Origin of the sequence: Peribacillus sp. FSL E2-0159 (assembly GCF_038643155.1) — a bacterium.
Taxonomy (GTDB): domain Bacteria; phylum Bacillota; class Bacilli; order Bacillales; family DSM-1321; genus Peribacillus; species Peribacillus simplex.
Map to the genome: position 1 here is coordinate 5246628 of NZ_CP152053.1, position 22459 is coordinate 5269086.

The 22459-nt window shown below is 41.4% G+C and carries 18 protein-coding genes, 1 pseudogene and 1 riboswitch; of the genes and pseudogenes, 8 read left to right on the forward strand and 11 right to left on the reverse strand.

The features are described 5' to 3' along the window. Positions 1–460: 460 nt before the first annotated feature. Positions 461–1651: a PLP-dependent aminotransferase family protein gene (locus NYE63_RS25710; RefSeq protein ID WP_342605871.1), complete on the reverse strand. Its 1191-nt coding sequence runs from the start codon at positions 1649–1651 to the stop codon at positions 461–463. Positions 1652–2226: 575 nt separating this feature from the next. On the opposite strand from NYE63_RS25710, the gene NYE63_RS25715 reads away from it, so the two are divergent. Further along, positions 2227–2457, forward strand: coding sequence for a helix-turn-helix transcriptional regulator (locus tag NYE63_RS25715; protein WP_342603295.1), 231 nt, complete (start codon positions 2227–2229; stop codon positions 2455–2457). A gap of 751 nt (positions 2458–3208) precedes the next feature. Here NYE63_RS25715 and NYE63_RS25720 read toward each other — a convergent pair. Next, positions 3209–3373, reverse strand: coding sequence for a hypothetical protein (locus NYE63_RS25720; protein WP_251437361.1), 165 nt, complete (start codon positions 3371–3373; stop codon positions 3209–3211). A gap of 408 nt (positions 3374–3781) precedes the next feature. Between NYE63_RS25720 and NYE63_RS25725 the strand changes: the two genes are divergently transcribed. The 4 genes from NYE63_RS25725 to NYE63_RS25740 all read left to right on the forward strand — a co-directional run bounded on the left by NYE63_RS25725 (position 3782) and on the right by NYE63_RS25740 (position 9284). Continuing rightward, positions 3782–4699: a proline dehydrogenase gene (locus NYE63_RS25725; protein ID WP_342603296.1), complete on the forward strand. Its 918-nt coding sequence runs from the start codon at positions 3782–3784 to the stop codon at positions 4697–4699. A gap of 57 nt (positions 4700–4756) precedes the next feature. Then, positions 4757–6298 (forward strand): L-glutamate gamma-semialdehyde dehydrogenase, encoded by a 1542-nt coding sequence (pruA, locus tag NYE63_RS25730; protein ID WP_342603297.1) that lies wholly within the window; start codon positions 4757–4759, stop codon positions 6296–6298. Positions 6299–6464: 166 nt separating this feature from the next. Further along, positions 6465–7934: a sodium/proline symporter PutP gene (gene putP / locus NYE63_RS25735; RefSeq protein ID WP_342603298.1), complete on the forward strand. Its 1470-nt coding sequence runs from the start codon at positions 6465–6467 to the stop codon at positions 7932–7934. Positions 7935–8063: 129 nt separating this feature from the next. After that, positions 8064–9284, forward strand: a complete 1221-nt coding sequence (locus tag NYE63_RS25740; RefSeq protein ID WP_342603299.1) for a helix-turn-helix domain-containing protein — start codon at positions 8064–8066, stop codon at positions 9282–9284. Between the two features lie 97 nt (positions 9285–9381). Here the strand turns inward: NYE63_RS25740 and NYE63_RS25745 are convergent. From NYE63_RS25745 to NYE63_RS25770, 6 genes and pseudogenes are all read right to left on the reverse strand, one after another. Beyond that, positions 9382–9585 (reverse strand): annotated as a pseudogene (locus NYE63_RS25745) (alanine:cation symporter family protein); the annotation flags it as partial. A gap of 119 nt (positions 9586–9704) precedes the next feature. Continuing rightward, on the reverse strand, positions 9705–11357 hold the full coding sequence (locus NYE63_RS25750; RefSeq protein WP_342603300.1) for an FAD-dependent oxidoreductase: 1653 nt from the start codon (positions 11355–11357) through the stop codon (positions 9705–9707). 301 nt (positions 11358–11658) lie between these two features. Next, a complete protein-coding gene (glpK, locus tag NYE63_RS25755; RefSeq protein ID WP_342603301.1) occupies positions 11659–13149 on the reverse strand; it encodes a glycerol kinase GlpK in 1491 nt (496 codons plus the stop codon). A 22-nt stretch (positions 13150–13171) separates the two neighbouring features. Beyond that, positions 13172–13996, reverse strand: coding sequence for an MIP/aquaporin family protein (locus NYE63_RS25760; RefSeq protein WP_063236288.1), 825 nt, complete (start codon positions 13994–13996; stop codon positions 13172–13174). Between the two features lie 224 nt (positions 13997–14220). After that, the gene (locus NYE63_RS25765; protein WP_048683275.1) at positions 14221–14763 is read right to left on the reverse strand and encodes a glycerol-3-phosphate responsive antiterminator; all 543 of its coding nucleotides are present in this window, start codon (positions 14761–14763) and stop codon (positions 14221–14223) included. Between the two features lie 171 nt (positions 14764–14934). Then, on the reverse strand, positions 14935–15363 hold the full coding sequence (locus NYE63_RS25770) for a hypothetical protein (protein ID WP_342603302.1): 429 nt from the start codon (positions 15361–15363) through the stop codon (positions 14935–14937). A gap of 175 nt (positions 15364–15538) precedes the next feature. Then, positions 15539–15640: riboswitch (SAM riboswitch) on the forward strand. Positions 15641–15723: 83 nt separating this feature from the next. Between NYE63_RS25770 and NYE63_RS25775 the strand changes: the two genes are divergently transcribed. From NYE63_RS25775 to NYE63_RS25785, 3 genes are all read left to right on the forward strand, one after another. Next, entirely contained in the window at positions 15724–16827 is a 1104-nt protein-coding gene (locus NYE63_RS25775) for a 5-methyltetrahydropteroyltriglutamate--homocysteine S-methyltransferase (protein WP_342603303.1), read from the forward strand. Positions 16828–16878: 51 nt separating this feature from the next. Further along, on the forward strand, positions 16879–17181 hold the full coding sequence (locus NYE63_RS25780; RefSeq protein ID WP_057278291.1) for a metalloregulator ArsR/SmtB family transcription factor: 303 nt from the start codon (positions 16879–16881) through the stop codon (positions 17179–17181). A 155-nt stretch (positions 17182–17336) separates the two neighbouring features. Beyond that, the gene (locus NYE63_RS25785; protein WP_342603304.1) at positions 17337–18512 is read left to right on the forward strand and encodes an MFS transporter; all 1176 of its coding nucleotides are present in this window, start codon (positions 17337–17339) and stop codon (positions 18510–18512) included. 108 nt (positions 18513–18620) lie between these two features. Here NYE63_RS25785 and NYE63_RS25790 read toward each other — a convergent pair whose 3' ends face one another. The 3 genes from NYE63_RS25790 to NYE63_RS25800 all read right to left on the reverse strand — a co-directional run bounded on the left by NYE63_RS25790 (position 18621) and on the right by NYE63_RS25800 (position 22233). Beyond that, the gene (locus NYE63_RS25790) at positions 18621–19145 is read right to left on the reverse strand and encodes a hypothetical protein (RefSeq protein ID WP_063236292.1); all 525 of its coding nucleotides are present in this window, start codon (positions 19143–19145) and stop codon (positions 18621–18623) included. Positions 19146–19411: 266 nt separating this feature from the next. Continuing rightward, the gene (locus NYE63_RS25795) at positions 19412–20512 is read right to left on the reverse strand and encodes a CaiB/BaiF CoA-transferase family protein (protein ID WP_342603305.1); all 1101 of its coding nucleotides are present in this window, start codon (positions 20510–20512) and stop codon (positions 19412–19414) included. Positions 20513–20748: 236 nt separating this feature from the next. After that, positions 20749–22233 carry an amino acid permease gene (locus tag NYE63_RS25800; RefSeq protein ID WP_342603306.1) on the reverse strand — a complete coding sequence of 495 codons (1485 nt, stop codon included), beginning with the start codon at positions 22231–22233 and terminating at the stop codon, positions 20749–20751. Between the last annotated feature and the right edge of the window lie 226 nt (positions 22234–22459).

Below are 22459 nucleotides of genomic sequence, written 5' to 3' on the forward strand. Positions count from 1 at the left end.
GACGTGTTGACTTTCGTTGTTACTATTGACTTCCGGAAGACTTGACGCTTAAATTTCGTAATAGATGATAACTGGCAGCGGAGAGGTCAGCATCCCGCTATGCTCCATATCCGAAAAACCCTTGTGCAGCAAGGGTTTTTTTCTTTGGATTTTTTAAAAAATAAACGCACGGATCATTCTTTGGTCATAAACACTTATTATTATTTTAATGATTTCATCTAATTTCAAGAATTAATTACATGGAGATCATTTGAATCACCACAATCTACAAATACCATTTTTTTGTGTGCTTCAGTAGTGGGCTTTATCTATGGTGCTTATCATTTCCCAAGTTTGAAAGAATTTACGATAAAATCATCGCGAAAGAGATAAAGAATCCTTTTATAAAAAAACCTACCCCCTTTAAGGAAGTAGGCACATTCAAATATTTCAAACTTAAAACTAACAATCCTTCAGGACATTAAAGAAAAGATGCGATAAGCTGTCCCAGTCTTCTAGTTCCCTCGATTATTTCTTCCTCATTGGAATAACTGAACGAGAGCCGGAGAAACTCGGTTCCATCGTTTTGATCCAAGAAAAAGTATTTCCCTGGAACATATGAAACACCCTCAGCTAGAGCCTGTGATAATAAATGCGACGTATCAACACCTGGAATTCTCACCCATACAAAGTAACCACCATCTGGTACATACCAGGAAACGGATTCTGGAAGAAATTGTTCCATCGAACGGATTAACGTAGCACATTTAGAACGATACACATCTTTTAGAAGGTCGAGTCGTTTCTCAAAATCGGTGTTTTCTAAGTATACAGCCATTGTACTTTGAGCAAATGGATGGTCTAAATCTTTTTTAAACCACTCTAAAGCCTTAATGAATTCACGTTCTCCCGCTATCCATCCAATCCTCATTCCTGGCGCAACAACCTTGGATAATGACCCAACTTGGAGGACTCGCCCGCATTTATCAATAGATTTTATTGGCACCGAATTTTTATCGAAGGATAATTCTCCGTATGCATCATCCTCTAGAATGAGGAAATCAAACTCGATAGAAAGCTCCATTAAATGCTTCCGGCGTTCAATTGTCATAGTCGTCCCAGTTGGGTTTTGAAAGGTTGGGATTGTATATAGAAAACGCGGAAGGGTTTGACCTGTACGTTTCCTTTCATCCAGCATTTCTTTTAATCGGTATGTTTGGAGACCCTTTTCATCTATAGGTATACTAATAATCTGCTTCGTATAGTTTTGAAAAATCTCTAAAGCCTCCATATAGGTGGGAGACTCTACCGCTACGACAGCTTTATCATCAAGAAGAATGCGGGCAATAAGATCAATCCCCTGGCAAGCTCCTGATGTAATCAAAAGCTGTTCTTCCGAAATGCAAATTCCCCGCTCTCCTAATCTTTTCTGGATTTGGTGCTTTAGTTTTGCAATTCGTGGACTTCCGAGATAATGGAGCGGCAAATCCTGCTCCTCATCAAGAAGTCTGGCTACAGATACCTTGAGCTCCTCAGCAGGAACAAGTGCAGGATCAGGATAGCCTGAACTCAAGCGAATACAACCATCTGGCAGATCTGGCATCCATGCACCGGGCGGATCATTCTTAAGTGCCACTTTAATGTTTTCAGAAAAATAAGATTCAACATTCACTTCAACCATACACCTTTCCTTCAATCGAGCCTTGATTGATTCTCACAATTTTTGTTGATAGCTGTTTTTTAAGAGACAAATCATCAATTTCCATCCGTTTAGCCTTTGATTCCCATCTGATTAATGTTTAAGGTGGACTGACTTATTGGTAATAAATAATTACCATATTCACTTCTTCATCACCCTCACTTCCATACATAGCTGGGCCAATTGTTACCTTCAAACAAAAATTCTCTTTCTTATTTGTGTTTATCTTTTTTGAAAATATATTTTTAAATATTCTGATACCTTATGTATTATAACATTTTTCTCCAATCATTATTTACTACTATTATTATTCTTTTTTAAGATGCATGGAGTAAGAGAAACGTAGTTCATTCTAAAACTTGCCCCTTCGCTATTCTTACAATTTCCGAGGGTAAAAACACGCAGATATACTAAACTATACTTTAACTCTTTATTTACGTACTAAGCAGAAACCGACTTCCGTGATACCAAATATTTGCGAAACTATGTGTATATTTTTGTGAAAGTTGGACCAGACTGTTAGTAAATAATTCTAGGAGGTTATCAAAATGTTTAGATTAGGGAAGAGAAAGCTGCGGAGCAAGGTTGGTAAATTAATCGATAAGCACGGATATACACAAGAGGAGTTTGTAAGTGCGTCAGGAATCTCACGCAATACGATAAGCAGAGTTTGCAGCGATCCTAAGTATGTGCCGTCAGCCGGGGTATTAAAGAAAATCATGAAGGCGGTTCGAAGTATAGATGCCGACGCAAAGGCAGATGACTATTTTAATATTTAAGGAGACAGCAAATGTTCGTATTAGGAACACGCGTCCTCACCCTTATAAAACTCTTGATAAGCCTCCGTCATTAATCCATCAAGGGCCAGTGGGTCGCTGTTCCTTCATTTCCTTTTCAGGATATTCTATAAATCGGAATAGACATAAACCGTAGTACCCCATATTTATACTGCTTCGCAAATGGTGCTCTATAAAAAAACAGGTTTCAGACAGTAGACAAACTCGATAATAAATGAGTTTGATGAAATCGTTATTTTCCACTCCAGGCACTCGCTATCCGGTCCGCACTTGGACGCGCTTTTCCCGCCGGAGTCTCGCACACCCATTCCAATCAAGTTTGCTTTTAAAATTTAGAAGGAACTACTTTTGTCTGTGATGGATGTATATCAGATCAAAGTTGATCGAATTATTATGATGCTTAGTCTTCATCCACAATATAAAATGCTCCCATAATTCAAGCTTCCTTTCGCTGGAATGACGTCATCCGGCAGCTTCATGTCCTTAACTTCCCAAGCGTATCCTCCCACTTTGAAATCAACTGCAATTTTTAAATAAAGAAAATGTAGACAAACCCGCTTTTCTTCGAATTTGTCTACAGTCCGAAATCCCCCACTTCCATTAGACGCGGGGGTTTTCGGATGATATGTATATCTTGCGGTTCTTTTGTCCCTTTTAGACAAACCCTGCAGGGATTTCTTTAAACAAGGGCTTGTTATCGATTAGGGACAAAAGGTTATGTATTCCGCTTGAGTTATTTTCGACTAACCATTTTCTTTATGAACTGAACCACAGGTGACACAATGGATTCATGTACATTCGTAAGGGCATAACCGATCAACCCCAAAATTATCAGGGCCATTATTAATCCTATTATCAATCCTGATGTTTCTCTAAGTTCCTCAAGGACAGCATCCATTCCTTATCCTCCCCGGCTTGCCGATGCGACTTATTTTACGGTTTTACATCCATTTTACTTCTGAAAGCTACATTTATCGTTTTTTCTTGGACATTGACCCATTCTGTTAAATTAGGTTCATTATAACGTATTGGATGATTATGGTCGAGATTCCACTATTAAACGTATTTATTGATGTCATTCACATCATTGTTTCCTGCTAAAGGCTTTACCTATAGCGTTTCTCTTTAAGTTAAAATATAAACCTTCGTTTCATCTGAACATACAAGAAAAAATGTAAACCTTTTCATTTGTCCATAACCGACAAATTCAAGGTATTATTATTGTTTTTTTAGAACATTGAGAATATTGTCGAAAAATCGTAAGCTTAATTTATTGAAATACATCTTCTTAGGGGGTGCGCTTTATATGGAAGCCATTACAAGGGACTTTTTCTTATTTTTATCTAAAAATAATCTGCTTAATAATATTGCTAAAAAAAGCGGAGGGAATTTTGCTGCTGGAAAGATCATCGGGGGAACTGATTTCCAAAGTTCCATTAAATTCATTAAACAACTTAATAATAGCGGCTTGTCGGTTACAGTTGACCATCTTGGGGAATTCGTTGATTCTAAGGAAGTGACTCAGGAACGGACGGCAGAATGCATCGAGACTATCGAAATGATCAGCAGGGAAAAACTTGATTCACAGGTTTCTCTGAAGATGACTTCTTTGGGACTTGATATCGATCATAAACTCGTGATTGAGAATATGACGAAAATTCTTGATACAGCCGAAAAACATAAAGTCATGGTCACGATCGATATGGAAGATGAAGTTCGCTGTCAGGCAACAATCGATATCTTTAGACAGTTCAAAGAAAAATACAGCTGCATAAGTACTGTTCTACAAGCATATTTATTCCGCACAGAGAAAGACTTGGAGGACCTTGGCCAATATAAGCCATTCCTGCGTCTCGTAAAGGGTGCCTACAAGGAATCTCCCGAGGTGGCTTTTCCCGAAAAGGATGATGTAGATGAAAACTATAAAAAGTTGATCAAGCAAAGTCTTCTTAACGGTAATTATACGGCCATCGCCTCACATGATGACAAAATCATCGAGTATACAAAAGAGTTGGCTAAGAGGCACAACATTCCAAATACACAATTCGAATTCCAAATGCTTTATGGCATGAGAAACAAAACTCAATATGAATTGGTCAAGCAAGGTTACAAAATGCGCGTCTATGTACCATATGGTCTGGATTGGTATGGATACTTCATGAGAAGGCTTGCAGAAAGGCCATCCAATATTGCCTTTGCCTTCAAAGGGATGGTCAGAAGCTAAATATACATTCAACATTATTAATTGCTACAAAAAATCTATTAAAAGGTGTGATTATCAATGATTTCATATAAACACGAACCATTTGTCGATTTTACAAACGAGGAAAACAAAAAAGCATATCAGGAAGCTCTTCAAACTGTTGAGGGCTACTTAGGGCAAGACTACCCTCTTTATATCGGGGCAGAGAAAGTGACGACTGATGAGAAAATCGTTTCATATAACCCTGCAGATAAGCAAGAGGTCATCGGCCGAGTATCGAAAGCGAATAGGGATCTTGCTGAAAAAGCCATGCAGGAAGCTGTTACCGCTTTTGAAAGCTGGAAAAAAGTGAAACCTGAAATCCGCGCTGACGTTTTGTTCAAAGCGGCTGCCATCATTCGCAGACGCAAGCATGAATTCTCTGCGTTATTGACAAAAGAAGCGGGAAAACCTTGGAATGAGGCTGATGCGGATACAGCGGAAGCAATCGATTTCCTAGAATTCTATGCCCGTCAAATGCTGACTCTTAAAGATGGTGTGCCTGTTCAAAGCCGTCCGGGAGAATTTAACCGCTATGATTATATTCCATTAGGGGTAGGCATCATCATTTCTCCTTGGAACTTCCCATTCGCTATCATGGCAGGTACAGCTGTTGCCGCTATCGTCACTGGTAACACAATCCTGTTGAAACCAGCTTCGACTACTCCTATCGTTGCAGCTAAATTCGTTGAAGTGATGCTTGAAGCAGGCCTTCCGGCAGGTGTGTTGAATTTCGTTCCAGGAAGCGGAGCCGAAGTGGGCGACTACCTGGTTGATCATCCAAAAACACGTTTCATTTCCTTTACAGGTTCACGTGATGTAGGTCTGCGTATTTACAAACGTGCTTCAGAAGTGAACGAAGGCCAAATTTGGCTGAAGCGTGTCATTGCTGAAATGGGCGGAAAAGATACGATCGTTGTCGACAAAGAGGCAGATCTTGAATTGGCCGCTCAATCGATCGTGAAATCTGCATTTGGCTTCTCTGGACAAAAATGTTCTGCTTGTTCACGTGCTGTCATCGTAGAAGATGTATACGATCAAGTATTAGATCGCGCTGTTGAATTAACAAAACAACTTACAGTTGGTAATCCTGTAGAAAACCATTTCATGGGTCCAGTTATCGATCAAGCTGCTTTTGACAAAATCATGAGCTATATTGAAATCGGGAACCAAGAAGGACGCATTCTGACTGGAGGAGAAGGAGATAGCTCTACAGGCTACTTCGTTCAACCGACAATCGTTGCTGATGTCGATCCGCAAGCCCGCTTGATGCAAGAAGAAATCTTCGGACCAGTCGTTGCCTTCACAAAAGCGAAGGACTTTAACGAAGCTCTTGAGATTGCCAATAACACTGAATATGGTTTGACTGGAGCTGTCATTACGACAAATCGCCTTAACATGGAAAAAGCACGCGACGAATTCCATGTCGGGAACTTGTATTTCAACCGCGGCTGTACTGGTGCAATCGTAGGTTATCAGCCATTCGGCGGGTTCAACATGTCAGGAACTGATTCCAAGGCTGGCGGACCGGACTACTTGCAGCTTCATATGCAAGCAAAAACAACATCCGAAACATTCTGATAATGTTCCATTGAGCTATTTGAAGATGATTTGAAACCCTTATGGTTTTCGTATCTTTCATTCTGGATACGGAAACCAAAACGAGATTAAATGGAGGAAGTGACAAATAGGTTGCTTCCTCTTTTAAAACAAAAAATTATATATTTCATCACGAAGGGAGTCTTTTATGGATTACGCATTAATAATTTCGATCAGCATTTACATGGCTGGCATGCTTCTCATCGGTTACTTCGCTTACAAAAGGACTTCCAATTTAAATGATTATATGCTGGGCGACCGGGGTCTTGGACCTGCCGTCACTGCATTAAGCGCCGGTGCCGCTGATATGAGCGGTTGGCTTTTAATGGGTATGCCTGGTGCCATGTTCGCAACAGGACTAAGTTCAATCTGGATTGTAATCGGTCTCACATTAGGAGCCTATATGAACTGGCTGTATGTTGCACCTAGATTGAGAACCTATACGGAAGTCGCCAATAACTCGATTACGATCCCCGCTTTCCTGGAAAATCGTTTTGGCGAGGGCTCACAGATCTTAAGGCTCATTTCGGCTTTGGTTATCCTCGTATTCTTTACCTTTTACGTTTCTTCCGGAATGGTATCCGGCGGAGTCTTATTCCAAAGTACATTCGGCCTTGATTACCATACAGGTCTATGGATCTTAACAGGCGTCACCGTTGCCTATACTTTATTCGGTGGATTCCTGGCAGTAAGCTGGACAGACTTTGTTCAAGGGATCATCATGGTTGTCGCCTTGGTTCTTGTACCGATCGTCACCCTTTTCCATGTTGGCGGTTTCGGTCCTTCCATAGATACGCCACGTTCCATTGATCCAGCTCTATTGAATATTTTCACGGGGACAAGCTTTTTAGGCATCATCTCATTATTTGCTTGGGGACTGGGTTACTTCGGACAGCCGCATATCATTGTCCGCTTTATGGCGATCAGTTCTATTAAAGAAATCAAGAAAGCCCGTACTATCGGAATGGGCTGGATGATTTTCTCCAGTATCGGTGCCATGCTGACTGGATTCATCGGTATCACGTATTTCCATCAGAACAACCTGAAGTTAGCTGATCCTGAAACGATTTTCATAGAGTTAGGGGAAATACTATTCCACCCGCTTATCACTGGTTTCTTGATTTCAGCGATACTGGCAGCTATCATGAGCACGATTTCTTCGCAGTTGTTGGTTACGGCCAGCTCTTTAACGGAGGATATGTACAAAACTTTCTTCCGTCGTTCCGCTTCAGATAAAGAGCTTGTTTTCCTGGGCAGGCTTTCCGTACTGACCATATCCGTCATAGCGCTCATTCTCTCTTGGGAACAGAATGACACGATCCTTGGACTTGTCGGGTATGCATGGGCTGGATTCGGATCTTCATTCGGTCCATTGGTCATACTGAGCCTCTGCTGGAAGCGAATGACAAGATGGGGCGCTTTAGCCGGGATGATCGTTGGTGCCGCTACTGTAATTTTCTGGTCGATGGCAGGATTATCCGATATGATGTATGAAATGATTCCTGGTTTTGGAGCAAGCTTGATTGCCATCATCGTGGTCAGTCTTCTAACAGCGAAACCATCAAAAGAAGTAGAAGAGAAATTCGAAGAATTTGAAAAAACTTTAAAACAAAAATAAAACCCCTAAAAGGAACGGTATTTTTCATATACCGTTCCTTCTTTTTTCTTCCCCCTATACACATCATCCGTTTAAAAGTATTATTAAACTAAGTTGTCATATACTTCAAAAAATAACAGGGGGCCATATATGTCATTAGAAAAAATTCTGACTATCACAAACATCAACGATATAACGGATATGGTCAGCACTTATTTAAAAAAACCAGTCGTCATCGAAAATGACCAATTTTTATTGCTGGCATATAGTTCATATTATATCGAACACTTCGACCAAGCCAATCGGCAAACCATCTTCACAAAGCATTGGCCGATTCCAATTCTGGAAAAATTCATGGATGAGGGCATTGTCGAACAGCTTAAAACCGTGGAGCATCCATTTAGGGTGCAACAAATCGAGGAGATCGGATTAAATCAAAGAGTCGTTGTAAGCGCCGTTCACAAAGGACAGGTCTTCGGATTCATTTGGGTCCAAGAAACGGAAATGATGACTGATTCCGATTTGGAATTTTTACATGAAGTTTCCCATCATATCGGCAAGCTCCTTTATCAGAAAAAACAGATAAACATGAAAAAAGATGAAGAAAAAAATGAGTTTTATCAAAAGGTCATTGACGAAGTCTATCAAACAGAAAACCAAATAAAATGGGAAGCTGCCAATATGAGTCTTCTCATTCCAGAAACTTTCCTTGTCAATGTCTTTACCATCGCTCAATCCGATGCGGAACATTTCGATGAATTAGCGGATACAGTCAGTCTATTCGCCAATGCATTGAATCATTTTACCCATGTATTCACAAACCAATTGAAGATCATCGTCTTGATTGGCAGCAACGGAAAAGGGAAAGACCTGCTTACCGATAGCGCCAATGATTTAACGAACACCGTTCTTTCCCAATTCAATGACAAAAAGGTATTCCTGGGAATCGGAAATGAGTATTCTTCGATTCTTCAATTAAGAAAATCCTATCTCGAAGCCCTGGAAGTGATCAACGCAGCCAAGTTCATCGGCAAACCTGAACAGCTTCCTTTCCAATATAGCAAGCTTGGGATATTCCGTTACCTCGAAATGATCGCCAACCATCATACTAAAACGAATTATATCAATACGGATTTAGAGATGCTTCAAAAGAAGGACCAGGAAAGCCAGACCAAACTCCTTCAAACACTGGAAATATATCTGTTGAACAATTGCCGGATCAAACCGACAGCTGAACAGCTATACATTCATACCAATACATTGAAATATAGATTGAATCAAATAACCGATCTCACCTCAATCGATTTTGATGACTTTCATTCGAGAATGCAACTATACATCGATTTACAGCTTATAAAGCAGAGATCTTAATGAGCGTCCCCGGTTTTTGGAGATTCAATAAGCTGAGGAGAGAAGAAACGCGGCCAGGTCTGCGTTTCTTCTCTCCTTATACATGTTTCACCTATTATTATATTAATTTAAGGGCATTTTCCTTGTCGCCGGTGTATTCACGCTCCCAGAAATCGACGTTTTTTTTGCCTAAAGCTTTTGGATTGAAAACCGGATCGTCCCCTGTCTTCTTTTGCTTTTCGTAATCCCTTAACGTAATAAGCGCCGGTTTAGCCAGAATTGAAATGGCAATGACATTGATCCATACCATAATGCCTAATCCAGCTCTGCCGTACGGATGGATCCGTAATAACTTGCCTCCAAGATGTTGAGCGAAAGAAGAAAAGAGCTATTAAAAAAACGCCAGTGATTCCGCCGGCGTCATGTTTTTTTGCATATAGCTCAAGATACTCTAATCGCACCCAATATTTCCTGTTCCAATTGATTGGTTCTCTCCATTTTTGTTGATTCCGTCCATCCAAAATATCCAGCCATATAATCGATCACTGCATGTTTATGCGTTTGGACTAAATCGATATCGAATAATAGCGTCCCCGTTCTGCGGAAGAAGAAGTCCACTGGAGTTGCGGCCATTTCATGTTCTAGTGCGTATTTCAGCTGTACGAACAATTTCTTTGGAAGGTCACTGCTTGCTCCTCCGTCTCCTTCGCTTTTTGCGATATCGAATAACACAGGTGCGTTGGACCCGTACATGGCCAATATCTCTTCGGAGTCCTTAACATCGAGTCCTGAGTCAACTCCCATTTGAATATGTTGCTTGATATAATCGGAGAAGTTGCTTGATCCCCCGACATCCCCTCCGGAAATCGGCATGCCTTTAGTGCTGCTGGCTGGGTAAGTTTTATTGTATTGCTGGGCAAGCTTCCCTGCCAAAAGGTCGACCGTCGTTTTTGCCATTTTGCGATAACCGGTCAATTTCCCTCCCGCAATCGTGATAAGGCCAGAATCGGACTCCCATATTTCATCTTTCCTTGATATCTCAGAAGGATCTTTTCCTTCTTCAAGTATCAACGGCCGTACCCCAGCCCAGCTTGATTCGATATCATCATCCGTAATGTTCACTTCTGGAAACATATAATGTATGGACTTTAATAAATAGGCACGGTCTTCGGAAGTAACGGTAGGCACTGCAGGATCACCATCATAAAAAGTGTCCGTAGTCCCTACATAAGCTTTACCGGCTCTCGGGATGGCAAAAATCATCCGTCCATCAGGCGTATCAAAATATAGCGCCTGCTTCAAAGGGAATTTCGATTGGTCGATGACCACATGAACACCCTTGGATAACTTCAGCGTTTTTCCTTTTTTCGATTGGTCCTTCTCACGAATGGAATCCACCCACGGACCTGCTGCATTAATAACTTTGTCTGCGTATATTTCAAAAGAATCACCTGAAAGTAAATCCGCAACTTGGATGCCGTTCACCTTTCCATTTTCATATAACAATTTATCTACTTTTGTATAATTTATCGGTGTTGCACCTTTATCGACAGCCGCTTTCATGACTTCAATCGTAAGACGTGCATCATCTGTCCGATATTCAACATAGTAGCCGCCGCCCTTCAGTCCCTCTTTCTTAACAAGAGGCTCCCGTTTTAGTGTTTCATCCGCCGAAAGCATTTTCCTGCGTTCAGCTTTTTTAACCCCCGCAAGGAAATCATATACCCGAAGTCCAATGGAGGTACTGAATTTCCCGAAGGTGCCACCTTTATGCATCGGTAACAACATCCATTCCGGCGTGGTCACATGCGGTCCATTTTCATAAACGATTTCTCGCTCTTTACCAACCTCGGCAACCATTTTTATTTCAAATTGCTTCAAATACCGCAATCCGCCATGAACAAGTTTTGTCGAGCGGCTTGATGTACCTGCTGCAAAGTCCTGCATTTCAACCAATGCCACTTTCATTCCACGGGTCGTTGCATCCAGGGCGATCCCTGCACCGGTAATTCCCCCACCAATGACAACCACATCATATTTTTCTTTTTTCAGAAGTTCGATCGTTTCTTCCCGAAATATATTTGAAAACCTCATGCCTGACTCCTCCTTTAAGTATTGCATTCTATTTTTTTTCGTGAATTCGTCCTGTTCTCGTGAATTCTGCACTTTTACTCGTGAATTCGGTCATTATATTCAATTGGTTCATTTGTTCGCATAGTTTATATAGATATTAATATCCCTAATCCGCCAATAAAAACAAAAAAAGAGACCATAAATGCACATTATCGAATTAACGATAACGCATTCATGGTCTCTCCTGTTCTCCGGCCGAGTTATTAACTTGATTTGATTATAGCATACTCCAGCTCATTTGAGTAAGAATACATCTTGTTTTTTATTTAAACGCCATAGCGGCATGTACAGCTTTTTTCCAGCCTTCATATAATTTTTCACTATCTTGCTCTTCCATGGATGGTTTAAAGGTTTTGTCTACTGCCCATTGCCGGGAGATTTCTTCTTGATCCTTCCAATACCCGACAGCAAGGCCAGCTAAGTATGCAGCACCTAATGCTGTAGTTTCGTTTATGGTCGGCCTCTCGACTGGCACCCGTAATAAGTCGCTTTGGAATTGCATCAAGAAGTCATTCTTGACTGCCCCGCCATCCACTCTTAATGTCTGCAGCTCGATTCCTGAATCCGCCTCCATTGCATCAAGGACATCCTTCGTTTGATACGCAAGTGATTCAAGTGTGGCACGAATGAAATGTTCTTTGGATGTGCCGCGCGTCAAACCAAAAACGGCTCCCCGCACTTCGCTGTCCCAATATGGAGTTCCAAGTCCTACAAAAGCCGGTACCACATATACTCCATCCGTACTTTCCACCCGTTTTGCATAGGCTTCGCTGTCCTTGGCATCATGAAGCATCCGCAGACCGTCACGCAGCCATTGGATTGCGGAGCCAGCTACGAATATACTGCCTTCCAGTGCATATTCGACCTTCCCATTCAATCCCCAAGCAAGGGTCGTCAATAGACCGTGTTCGGAACTGACAGCCTTTTCGCCTGTATTCATGAGCATGAAACAGCCTGTTCCATACGTATTTTTAGCCATTCCTTCATTAAAGCAGGCTTGGCCGAATAATGCTGCCTGTTGATCACCGGCTGCCCCGGCGATCGGAATTGATTGGCCGAAGAAATGATATTCGATTGTACGTGCATACTCCTCAGATGAAGGCCTTACTTCCGGCAGCATTGACTTTGGTACAGTCAATATCTCAAGCAGTTCTTCATCCCATTTCAGTTCATGGATATTGTACATCAATGTCCGGGATGCATTGGAATAGTCCGTTACATGAGCCTTGCCCCCTGATAGCTTCCAGATCAGCCAAGTATCGATGGTACCAAATAACAGCTTGCCTTCATCCGCCTTTTGTCGTGCCCCTTCTACATTATCGAGGATCCATTTCACTTTCGTTCCGGAAAAATATGCATCTATCAACAATCCCGTTTTATCCCGGAATAGATCATTAAGTCCCTTTTCCTTCAAATCATCACAGATTTCACTTGTTTGCCTGGACTGCCATACAATCGCATTATAGACAGGGGTACCTGTTTCCTTATCCCAAACGACTGCTGTTTCACGCTGATTAGTGATCCCGATACCGGCAATTTGCTCTGGCTTTACACCGGATTCGGATAGTACACCGGCAATCACCGCCAGGATCGATCCCCAAATCTCATTGGCGTTATGCTCGACCCAGCCTGGTTTAGGAAAATGCTGCGTGAATTCCTTTTGGGAAGAATGGACGATTTCCCCCTTTACGTTAAATAAAATCGCCCGCGAACTTGTTGTTCCTTGATCTAATGATAAAATGTATTTTTCCATTGTGTATGCCCCTCCTTTTAATTTAACTAGCGATATTTCTGCTTTCCAATTCATGTGACTGTTTTTTACCAAAAGCATAGGCTAATATCAATAGTACCAGGCTTGCACCCAAAACAGACCAAAATCCTGCTGTTATTTCCCCCATAAAGAAGGCTTTATAACAAACGGCACCAAGTGAACCCCCAACAATCGGTCCAACGACCGGAATCCATGAATAGCCCCAATTGGAATTGCCTTTACCAGGTATCGGCAGCAAAAAGTGAGCGATGCGCGGCCCCAGGTCGCGGGCCGGGTTAATGGCGTATCCGGTCGTTCCCCCAAGTGACATCCCGATCACGACAATCAATAACCCTACTGCGAATGGGTTTAGACCCTCTGTAAAATCATTGGCACCTATAAATAATAAACCAAGAATAAGGATGAAAGTTCCAATCATCTCACTTAATAGATTTGAAAATGTGTGCGGGATCGCAGGTGAAGTCGCAAACACACCAAGCTTCGTTCCTGGATCATCAGTTGCTTTCCAGTGTGGCAAATAGTGCAGGAATACTAGAGTTGCGCCCAGGATTGCGCCAATCATTTGTGCCACGATGTAACCAGGCACATCACTCCAAGGAAATTCCCCAATAATAGCAAACCCTACTGTGACCGCCGGGTTTAAATGCGCCCCGCTTATGGAACCCACTGCAAAAACACCCATGGTAACAGCCAATCCCCACGCTATCGTGATAACGATCCAACCGGCATCCTTTGCATAGGAACCCTTTAAGGATGAACCCGCCCCAATACCTGCTCCGAATAAAACTAATATCATCGTGCCTAACACTTCTCCCCAAAATGGAGTCATGATAAAACCCCTCCCCTGATAAATTTTTAAACCTTGCCAACAAATAAAAGGAGATCCACAGCAGAACTATCTTCATAAAAAAATTATGAATAGATCTGTTGTGAATCTCCTAGTCTCCGTCACATATATTAACTTGTACTGTAAAATATACTAGGTTATGAAAACGCTGTCAATATTTTGTGAAAAATTAATCTATTTTTCTGTAATTTTTTTCAATTTCCCTATTAGACGATATCCCATAATTCAGTTTTGGAAGTGGTGATTGACGACGCTCCAGCATCGAGGGCGTTCAGGACTTCATCCGAAGTACGTATGAGGCCGCCTGCAAAAATGGGTGTCTGCAATCGTTCCTTCACTTCTTTTATCATCCATGGCATGGCGCCCGGCAATACTTCGATATAATCCGGCTTGGTTTTCTGCACCAGCTTATAACTCTTCTCAAGCGCATGTGAGTCTATTAAAAAGATTCGCTGGATGGCAATGACCCCCTTTTGCTTCGCTTTCAATATAACGCTTGATTTAGTCGAAATCAGCCCATAGGGATTATATTCCTGACATATGAATTCTGTCGCGTACTCATCACTTCTTATGCCATGAATCAAATCGACATGATAAATCATTTTCTTATTATGCTGCTTTGCCATCATACTTACATTTTTCAATTGTGATATATGCAAATCAAGAAACACACCTATTTCATAGGAACTTTCTAAAAATCTTTCGAAATCCTTCATGCTTGCTGAAGCAGGCAAAATCTTCTGATCCATTATTATCCTCCTCATTCCCAGAAAAACTCAAAACTTCAAGTCATTTAGTATATTTTAAAGAGCTTGATTTATCAAACACATTTTTTCATGTCCAATGTCACCATAACACTAACATACCTGGCACTCCCTTTATAGATTGCAGTAAGGATGTATGTAAAATATCCCCTTAAATCATAAAGAAAGTTTCATTTTCAATGCACCTTCGACGAGTTCATACGATTTAATTGTGCCCACCGGAATTTTTCTCACGATGTTCCAAGCATTAACATTCATCTTGATCGTTCTATTTTCAAATTCAAAAAATGGCGGTCTGTTAAATATCCTTTGATTGATGAAATTCCTGTCAATCGGTTCCATTCCCACTAATTCAAATGAAATCGTTCTATTTTCGACGTGTACCGGTTTTAATGTAATCCGGAAAGCTACGTTTTTCTTAAACATCATTTTTTTCACTTCCATCGTTCCTGAAAGCACGATATGCTTTGGCGTAATCTCGACTTTAATATCGTGACCATCTGATTTCATTTTTACAATTCTCTCTATCATGGCTTCAGTTACCGTTATCGGTATGCCATTTTTGAATGGACTGAATGTACTCATCCTCGCATTCCCCTCCTGCCATGCATATGAAACGTCGGTTATAGCATATGCCAGGTTCCCCGATGCAGTTAACATTTCTGCCCAAATTAATAATCGGTATATTCAAAATCTTCCACCTTCAACGCTTGACCTTTGTACAAACTACCTGTATAGTCATACTTAATTTAATAGACAACTCTTATCCAGAGAGGTGGAGGGACTGGCCCTTTGATACCTCAGCAACAGACTATTCATGTACTGTGCTAATTCCAGAAGTGTAAAAACTTGAAGATAAGAAGAGTATATAGCTTTGTTGCCAACACCTCTTCTTATTTTTTAAGAAGAGGTTTTTTATTTTTAAAAGGAAAGAAGGAATGCAACATGTCAATCACATTAACGAAAGCACCATTCAGGGCCGATCACGTCGGAAGTTTATTAAGACCGGAACGTTTACATATTGCCAGAAAGCAATTTAGGGAAGGTACCCTTTCAGCAGAGCGGCTTCGTGAAGTTGAAACCGAAGAAATCAATCGGATTGTCGATAAACAAATTGAAGTTGGATTAGAGGTCGTTACGGACGGTGAGTTCAGACGAACATGGTGGCACTTTGACTTCCTCGAACATTTAAATGGCATCGAGGGATATGTGACTGAAAAAGGTCTCACATTCGATGGTGTGGAAACAGAGAGATATAACGTTCGCAATACTGGGAAGGTTTCATTCAATCCTGAACATCCCTTCATTCGTGATTTCATTGAATTGAACAAAATCGTGAACGGACGTGCCGTTGCCAAGCAAACGATTCCCAGTCCGAATCAATTATTTGCTGCAGGCATTCATAATGAAGACATCTATCCTAATATTGAAGACTATGCAAATGATATCATCAAAGCCTATCAGCATGCTTTGAAAGCATTTTATGAAGCAGGTGTACGTTATCTTCAATTGGATGATGTATATATTGCCAGACTTTCAGCTCCAGATTTCCAATTCAAAGATGGAAAATATACGAGGGAACAATTAATTGATCTAGCACTTCGCGTCATTAATGGCGCATTGGAAGGCAAACCAGAAGACCTTGTCGTCACTACACATCTATGTCGTGGAAACTACCAGTCGACATGGGCGTTCGAAGGAAGTTATGCCCGTATAGCCCCAACTTTATTGGCAAAAGAAAAAGTCGATGGATTCTTCTTGGAGTACGACGATCAACGCTCAGGGGACTTCAAACCATTGGAATACATACCAAATGGCGGAGCCCGTGTCGTCCTAGGAGTCGTCACTTCAAAAAATGGAGAAATCGAAAACAAGGAAGCTGTTAAGGCACGCATTAAAGAAGCCTCGAACTTCGTTCCTCTCGAGCAATTATGCTTAAGCCCGCAATGCGGCTTCGCCTCTACCCATCACGGCAACAAGCTAACGGAAGAACAGCAATGGGAAAAGCTGAAATTCGTCGTTGATGTAGCAAAAGAAATATGGGAATGATTTTTTTATTAATCATTTGACATATCGATAATTCTCGATATAATGAAATGTATGAAAACAATCGAGATATTTAAAGCATTATCCAATGAATCCAGGTTGCAAATCTTACAATGGCTCAAGGCGCCTGAACTCCACTTCACCCCTCATGAGGGAATAGACATGAAGGAAACCGGCGTTTGCGTAAGTCAGATTACGGAAAAATTAAACATGACCCAGTCCACGGCCTCTCAATACCTCTCGATGCTTCTTAGAGCAGGATTGATTAAAACGGAGCGGATAGGAAAGTTTACGTATTACAAACGAGATGAAGATGCAATCTCAAAAATTACTGATTTCTTGAAAGAAGAAGTATGAAAATGAACCTGATCCGTACCTTAGAGGGTTGGGTTCATTTTCCTCACTAACAATTCGACATTTCGCGATATGTTTATTTTTTATTCATACATATTAACATATTACGATATGTATTTATATAAAATTACTAATCATTAATGAGGAGTGAATCTATCTTGCTTAATACATGGAAAATTTACATGTTGGCGATTATCAGTTTTTTAGTAGGAACATCCGAATTCATCATATCCGGGATTTTGGATAAGATTGCGGATTCTCTTGGAGTGACCCTTGCTGCCGCAGGACAGCTCATTACAATTTTCTCCCTTGTCTACGCAATCGGTACACCCATTCTTATGGCTTTGACAGCAAGTTTAGACAGACGAAGATTAATGTTGTATTCCCTTGGACTATTCGTAGTGGCCAATCTGCTTGCCTTTCTATTACCAGGCTTTGGACCGTTTCTATTTGCACGCATAATCATGGCACTTGGTGCAGGCTTGGTTGTAGTCACCGCTCTGAATATTGCCGCTAAGCTTGCTCCGCCCGATAAACAAGCAAGTTCTATTGCGACAGTTGTCATGGGGTTTACAGCTTCCCTTATCATTGGCGTACCACTCGGAAGAATTATGACGGATGCATTCGGGTGGAAATCCGTCTTTGGCGGAATCGCCCTATTCGGCCTGATTGCCATGATCTTTTTATTCTTTACCATTCCTCCTACCAAAGGGGATAAACCAGTACCACTTCTCCAGCAGCTGGCCCTCCTTAAAAAAAGGAAAGTTGCCCTTGGATTATCGATAACCTTCTTCTGGCTTGGCGGATACTCGATAGCTTATACCTATCTATCCCCTTACCTGCTATCCGTATCGGGAATAAGTGATTCTCTACTTAGCACGGCCTTGCTTATATTCGGTATCGCAAGCCTGATCGGATCAAAGTTTGGCGGATATAGTACGGATCGATGGGGTGTATCATTTACACTAATTGGCGGTATGGCGCTGCATATTGTGATGATCATCATGTTGTCCATCGTTACGAATTCATTGATGGCCGTTTTGACAATCCTTACATTATGGTCGTTCGCAGCATGGTCATCAGGACCGACACAGCAATATCATTTAGCGACCCTTGAGCCTGAATCATCAGGAGTCATGCTCGGTCTGAATCAGTCGATGATGCAATTGGCCATGGCGGCCGGTGCTGGAATTGGCGGTGATGCTGTAGAACAAGTATCCCTTGCTTCCATAACCTGGATCGGTGCAACAGGGGTTGCCATTGCCATGGTCATTGTTCTGGTCCTTTCGAGTTCATCGTCAAACAGGAAAATAGCTCAGTCCATAAAATCCTAGACCGTTATATATACATTCATCATAAGGCTAGATTTTAGCCTTATGATGAACCCTAATCCTAAAGTCGAGAGCAAACAAAAAAAGAACGCCCACCAGCACGTCCCCTTTTTACTTGCAGCTATCTTCATCATCCATTTTCTTCACAAATATATCATCCGTCACCCTATCTTCCAGCTTGTTCCTCAATGCCAATTCCGCAGCCTTCCCATCACTAGGCGACCCGTCCGAGAAATACATCGGAAACAAGGAAAAAAACAAAACATAAAAAGAAAAATAGATAAATTGATACCAGATTACCGAGCTGTCCAGGATATTCTGATACACTAAGCTATATATGATCAGCATGCTGACTAAATTAAAGATAGCCCCCCCTAAATAAATCAGCGTATTCGTCAATCGATTATCATGTTTCAATCCCTTGAACTCGCAAGTCCCATTCCAAAAATAATATTTCCTTACCTCTATGTTCCGAAAGGCGAAAAGTTTATTACCACAACCGATCAAGATTTTCTTTTCTGATCCCCCAAAGATCGTAACAAAGAAAATATGCCCGCTCAAATGTATCAGCGTAACGATCGGCATAATCAAAAAAAAGGAAAATAGAAATTTAATGATATCAGAGAGACCAAACATGTTTAATCAATCCTCCTTACCAGAGCAATTTTCTCAAAAACCCTTTTACAGGGATGTTACTCTGATACCCTGTCCAAAATAGTTATAACTAGCAAATTTTCACAGTAGTAATATGTTGCTTTCCACAAGTGATAAGAGGATAATTTGTTCTCCTTCTGCTTATACGAGCAGTTTTAGTCCTTCCACCTCTTTTTTTCGGCCTAAAAAAAAAACAGGCTATCTCTTTCCAAAAAAACTCAGAAAAGTGATAGCCTTTACATCATTATTTAGCGATTGGGGGTGCGAAGAATTTCTGCGTTGTTTTGTCCTGGCCTCAAACCTGCATGTTTATATTCAGGGGTGAAAACCGATGTTTTGATCGGGCAGGCGATTTGCTTCTGGGCATTTCCTTTTCCGTCAGGTACCTCAACGATCATTCCCCTCTCCTTCAATTGGGGGTGTTCAGCCGCTTCAGTGAAGGTTAGCACTGGTTCTGCGCAGGCCTCGAAATCAGCGAATATTACCTGCCATTCATGAAAATCTCTTTCAAGAAAAGCAAGTCGGATGGCCGTTTTAAACCTGGTTCCGCTTTCTTCATCGCTTTTCATGCTCAGTTCATACAATTCGGGTGCACCGATCGCTTCACATAATGCTTTTCGAAAAGGGGGCTCAAGGCTTCCTACCGAAAAATAGCGTCCATCTTTCGTTTCATAAAAGTCATAAAAGGACCCTCCGTTTAACATCAGTTTTTCTGGTTCAAGCTCGATTCCCCCTTGTAAATTCAGAGGTGCGGATATGGCATTCAAGGCAAAACTGCAGTCGGTCATGCTGATGTCGATGGCTTGGCCGAATCCTGTTCTTTCCCTATGAATGACTGCAGATAATATACCGATAACAGCATGCAGTGAGCCTCCGGCAAGATCTGCTATTTGGGTTCCGTTTTTTGCCGGGCCGTCCTTTTTCGTACCGGAATAGCCTGATAAGCCTGCAATCGAAATATAATTGATATCATGTCCCGGTCGGTCTTTATAGGGACCGGTCTGGCCGAAGCCCGTGATGGAACAGTAAATCAGCTTCGGATTGATCCATTTCAGTGCCTCATACCCCAGTCCTAGGCGTTCCATGACACCTGGACGGAATTGTTCAATGACGATATCGTATTCCTTCACTAGATTTTTTACGGATTCGATGGACTCAGATTGTTTTAAATCAAGTGTGATCGACTTCTTCGATCTGTTAAGATATTGGTTCACACCCCATGAATCCTTCGCTTCCGGCCTCTCTACTTTCAAAACGTCCGCTCCTAAATCCGCTAGCATCAAAGTGGCAAATGGGCCTGGCAGTAACGTTGAAAAGTCCAATACTTTTAAATGAGTCAATAAGGTCATCAGCCGTGCACCTTCCCTTTCCATTGGAAATATTAAAAGCTTTCCCCGTCGTTCTGTACATGCAATTTGGCAGAGTTTACGATTATCATATAACACCTCCTACAACATTTGTATAAATTTCCATTTAATAAAAATAAAAAACTAGGAATCAGCTTCCTAGCTTTTGATAATGAGCCTATAGAAAACAAGTAAAATCAGCCGGACAAATTGTCCGGCTGATTTTACTTTAAGCTTGTTCATTCATATTTTTTGTCAAAGTCAAATTCGACTTCATCAAGTTTAACGAATTTAGTTTTTCTTACCAGTTTATAGCCAAACCATAGACCAAGGAAAAGCGGGATTCCCAGGTATGCAGCTACAACACTGCCCCAATCGATGTGGTCTGAGAAAAAGGCTTGGATATTTTGGGACAGGATGACGATCATGCCAATTAAAATGGCAAAGATCGGTCCAATCGGAAACCATAATGCCTTATATGGCAGCTTCTCCAATGAATGGCCTTGAGCGATGAATGCTTTCCGGAAACGGTAATGGCTGATGGAAATGCCGAGCCAAAAGATAAATCCTGTAATTCCAATGGCATTCATTAACCAAATATACACTTTACCATCACCAAATACGGAGGCTAAAAAGGCCAGCATGCCGATGGAACATGTCAAAATCATGCCTGCAACCGGTACTCCGCGTTTATTAAGTTTTGCAAAAATACGCGGTGCTTGTCCATCTTTTGCCATTGAGTATAACATACGCGTTGATGCATATAGACTTGAGTTACCTGCAGATAATACCGCTGTTAAAATGACGGCATTCATAAGCGAAGCGGCAAAGGCCACTCCAGCTTTTTCAAAAATGAGCGTAAATGGGCTTACCATGACGTTATCACCTTGTAAACTTGAGTTCGTATAAGGGATAAGCAGCCCTATTACAAAGATCGCCAATACGTAAAAGAGCAAGATTCTCCAGAAGACACTTTTAATGGCCTTCGGTATATTTCGTGCAGGATCTTCACTTTCCCCGGCAGCCACACCGACAATTTCGGTACCTTGAAAAGAAAAGCCAGCTGCTATGAACACGATGAAGACACCCATGAACCCACCTGGGAAAGGAGCGTCATCGACGGTGAAGTTTTTAAAACCTACTGCTTCGCCGCCCATAATGCCGAAGATCATTAGCAGCCCGACGATTATAAAAATAACGATGGCTGTTACTTTTATGAAGGAAAACCAGTATTCCCCTTCACCATATCCTTTAACGGATAAATAGTTCAATAGGAAAATGAGCACCAAGAATGATGAACTCCATAACAATGATGGACTATTCGGAAACCAGAATTTCATGATCATTGTCGAGGCTGCCAACTCTGCCGCTATCGTCATCGACCAATTGAACCAATACGTCCATCCCAAGGCAAAACCAAATGCCGGATCGACGAATTTCGTTCCATAGGTACTGAATGAGCCGCTTGTCGGCATAAAGGCTGCCAGTTCCCCTAAGCTCGTCATCACAAAGTAAACCATTGCCCCAACTAAGGCATATGCAAGTAACGCGCCGCCTGGCCCAGCTGTATGAATGGCTGCCCCGCTGCTAAGAAACAGCCCGGTGCCAATAGCCCCGCCAATGGAAATCATCGTTAAATGGCGGGATTTTAAACCGCGCTTTAGTTCTTGTCCTTCTTGCTGCGGAGGATGTTGAACGATGTCATGTTCTTGTTTTGGTATCATAATTTTTCATCCCTTTCTATATAAGCGCTTTCATATATGGGAAATCCATTTAATAAATTTTCCTATTTCATAGACTTCAAATAGATCTAATTTACAATTCGAATTCCTTTTCTGAATATATGCAATTTTCATGCCAAATTTACAAAACGCAATATTTCAACAAATTATCCAAAAAAACGCCTTCAATAGACAAAATATTTTGCACTTTACGCCACATTTTTTTGCA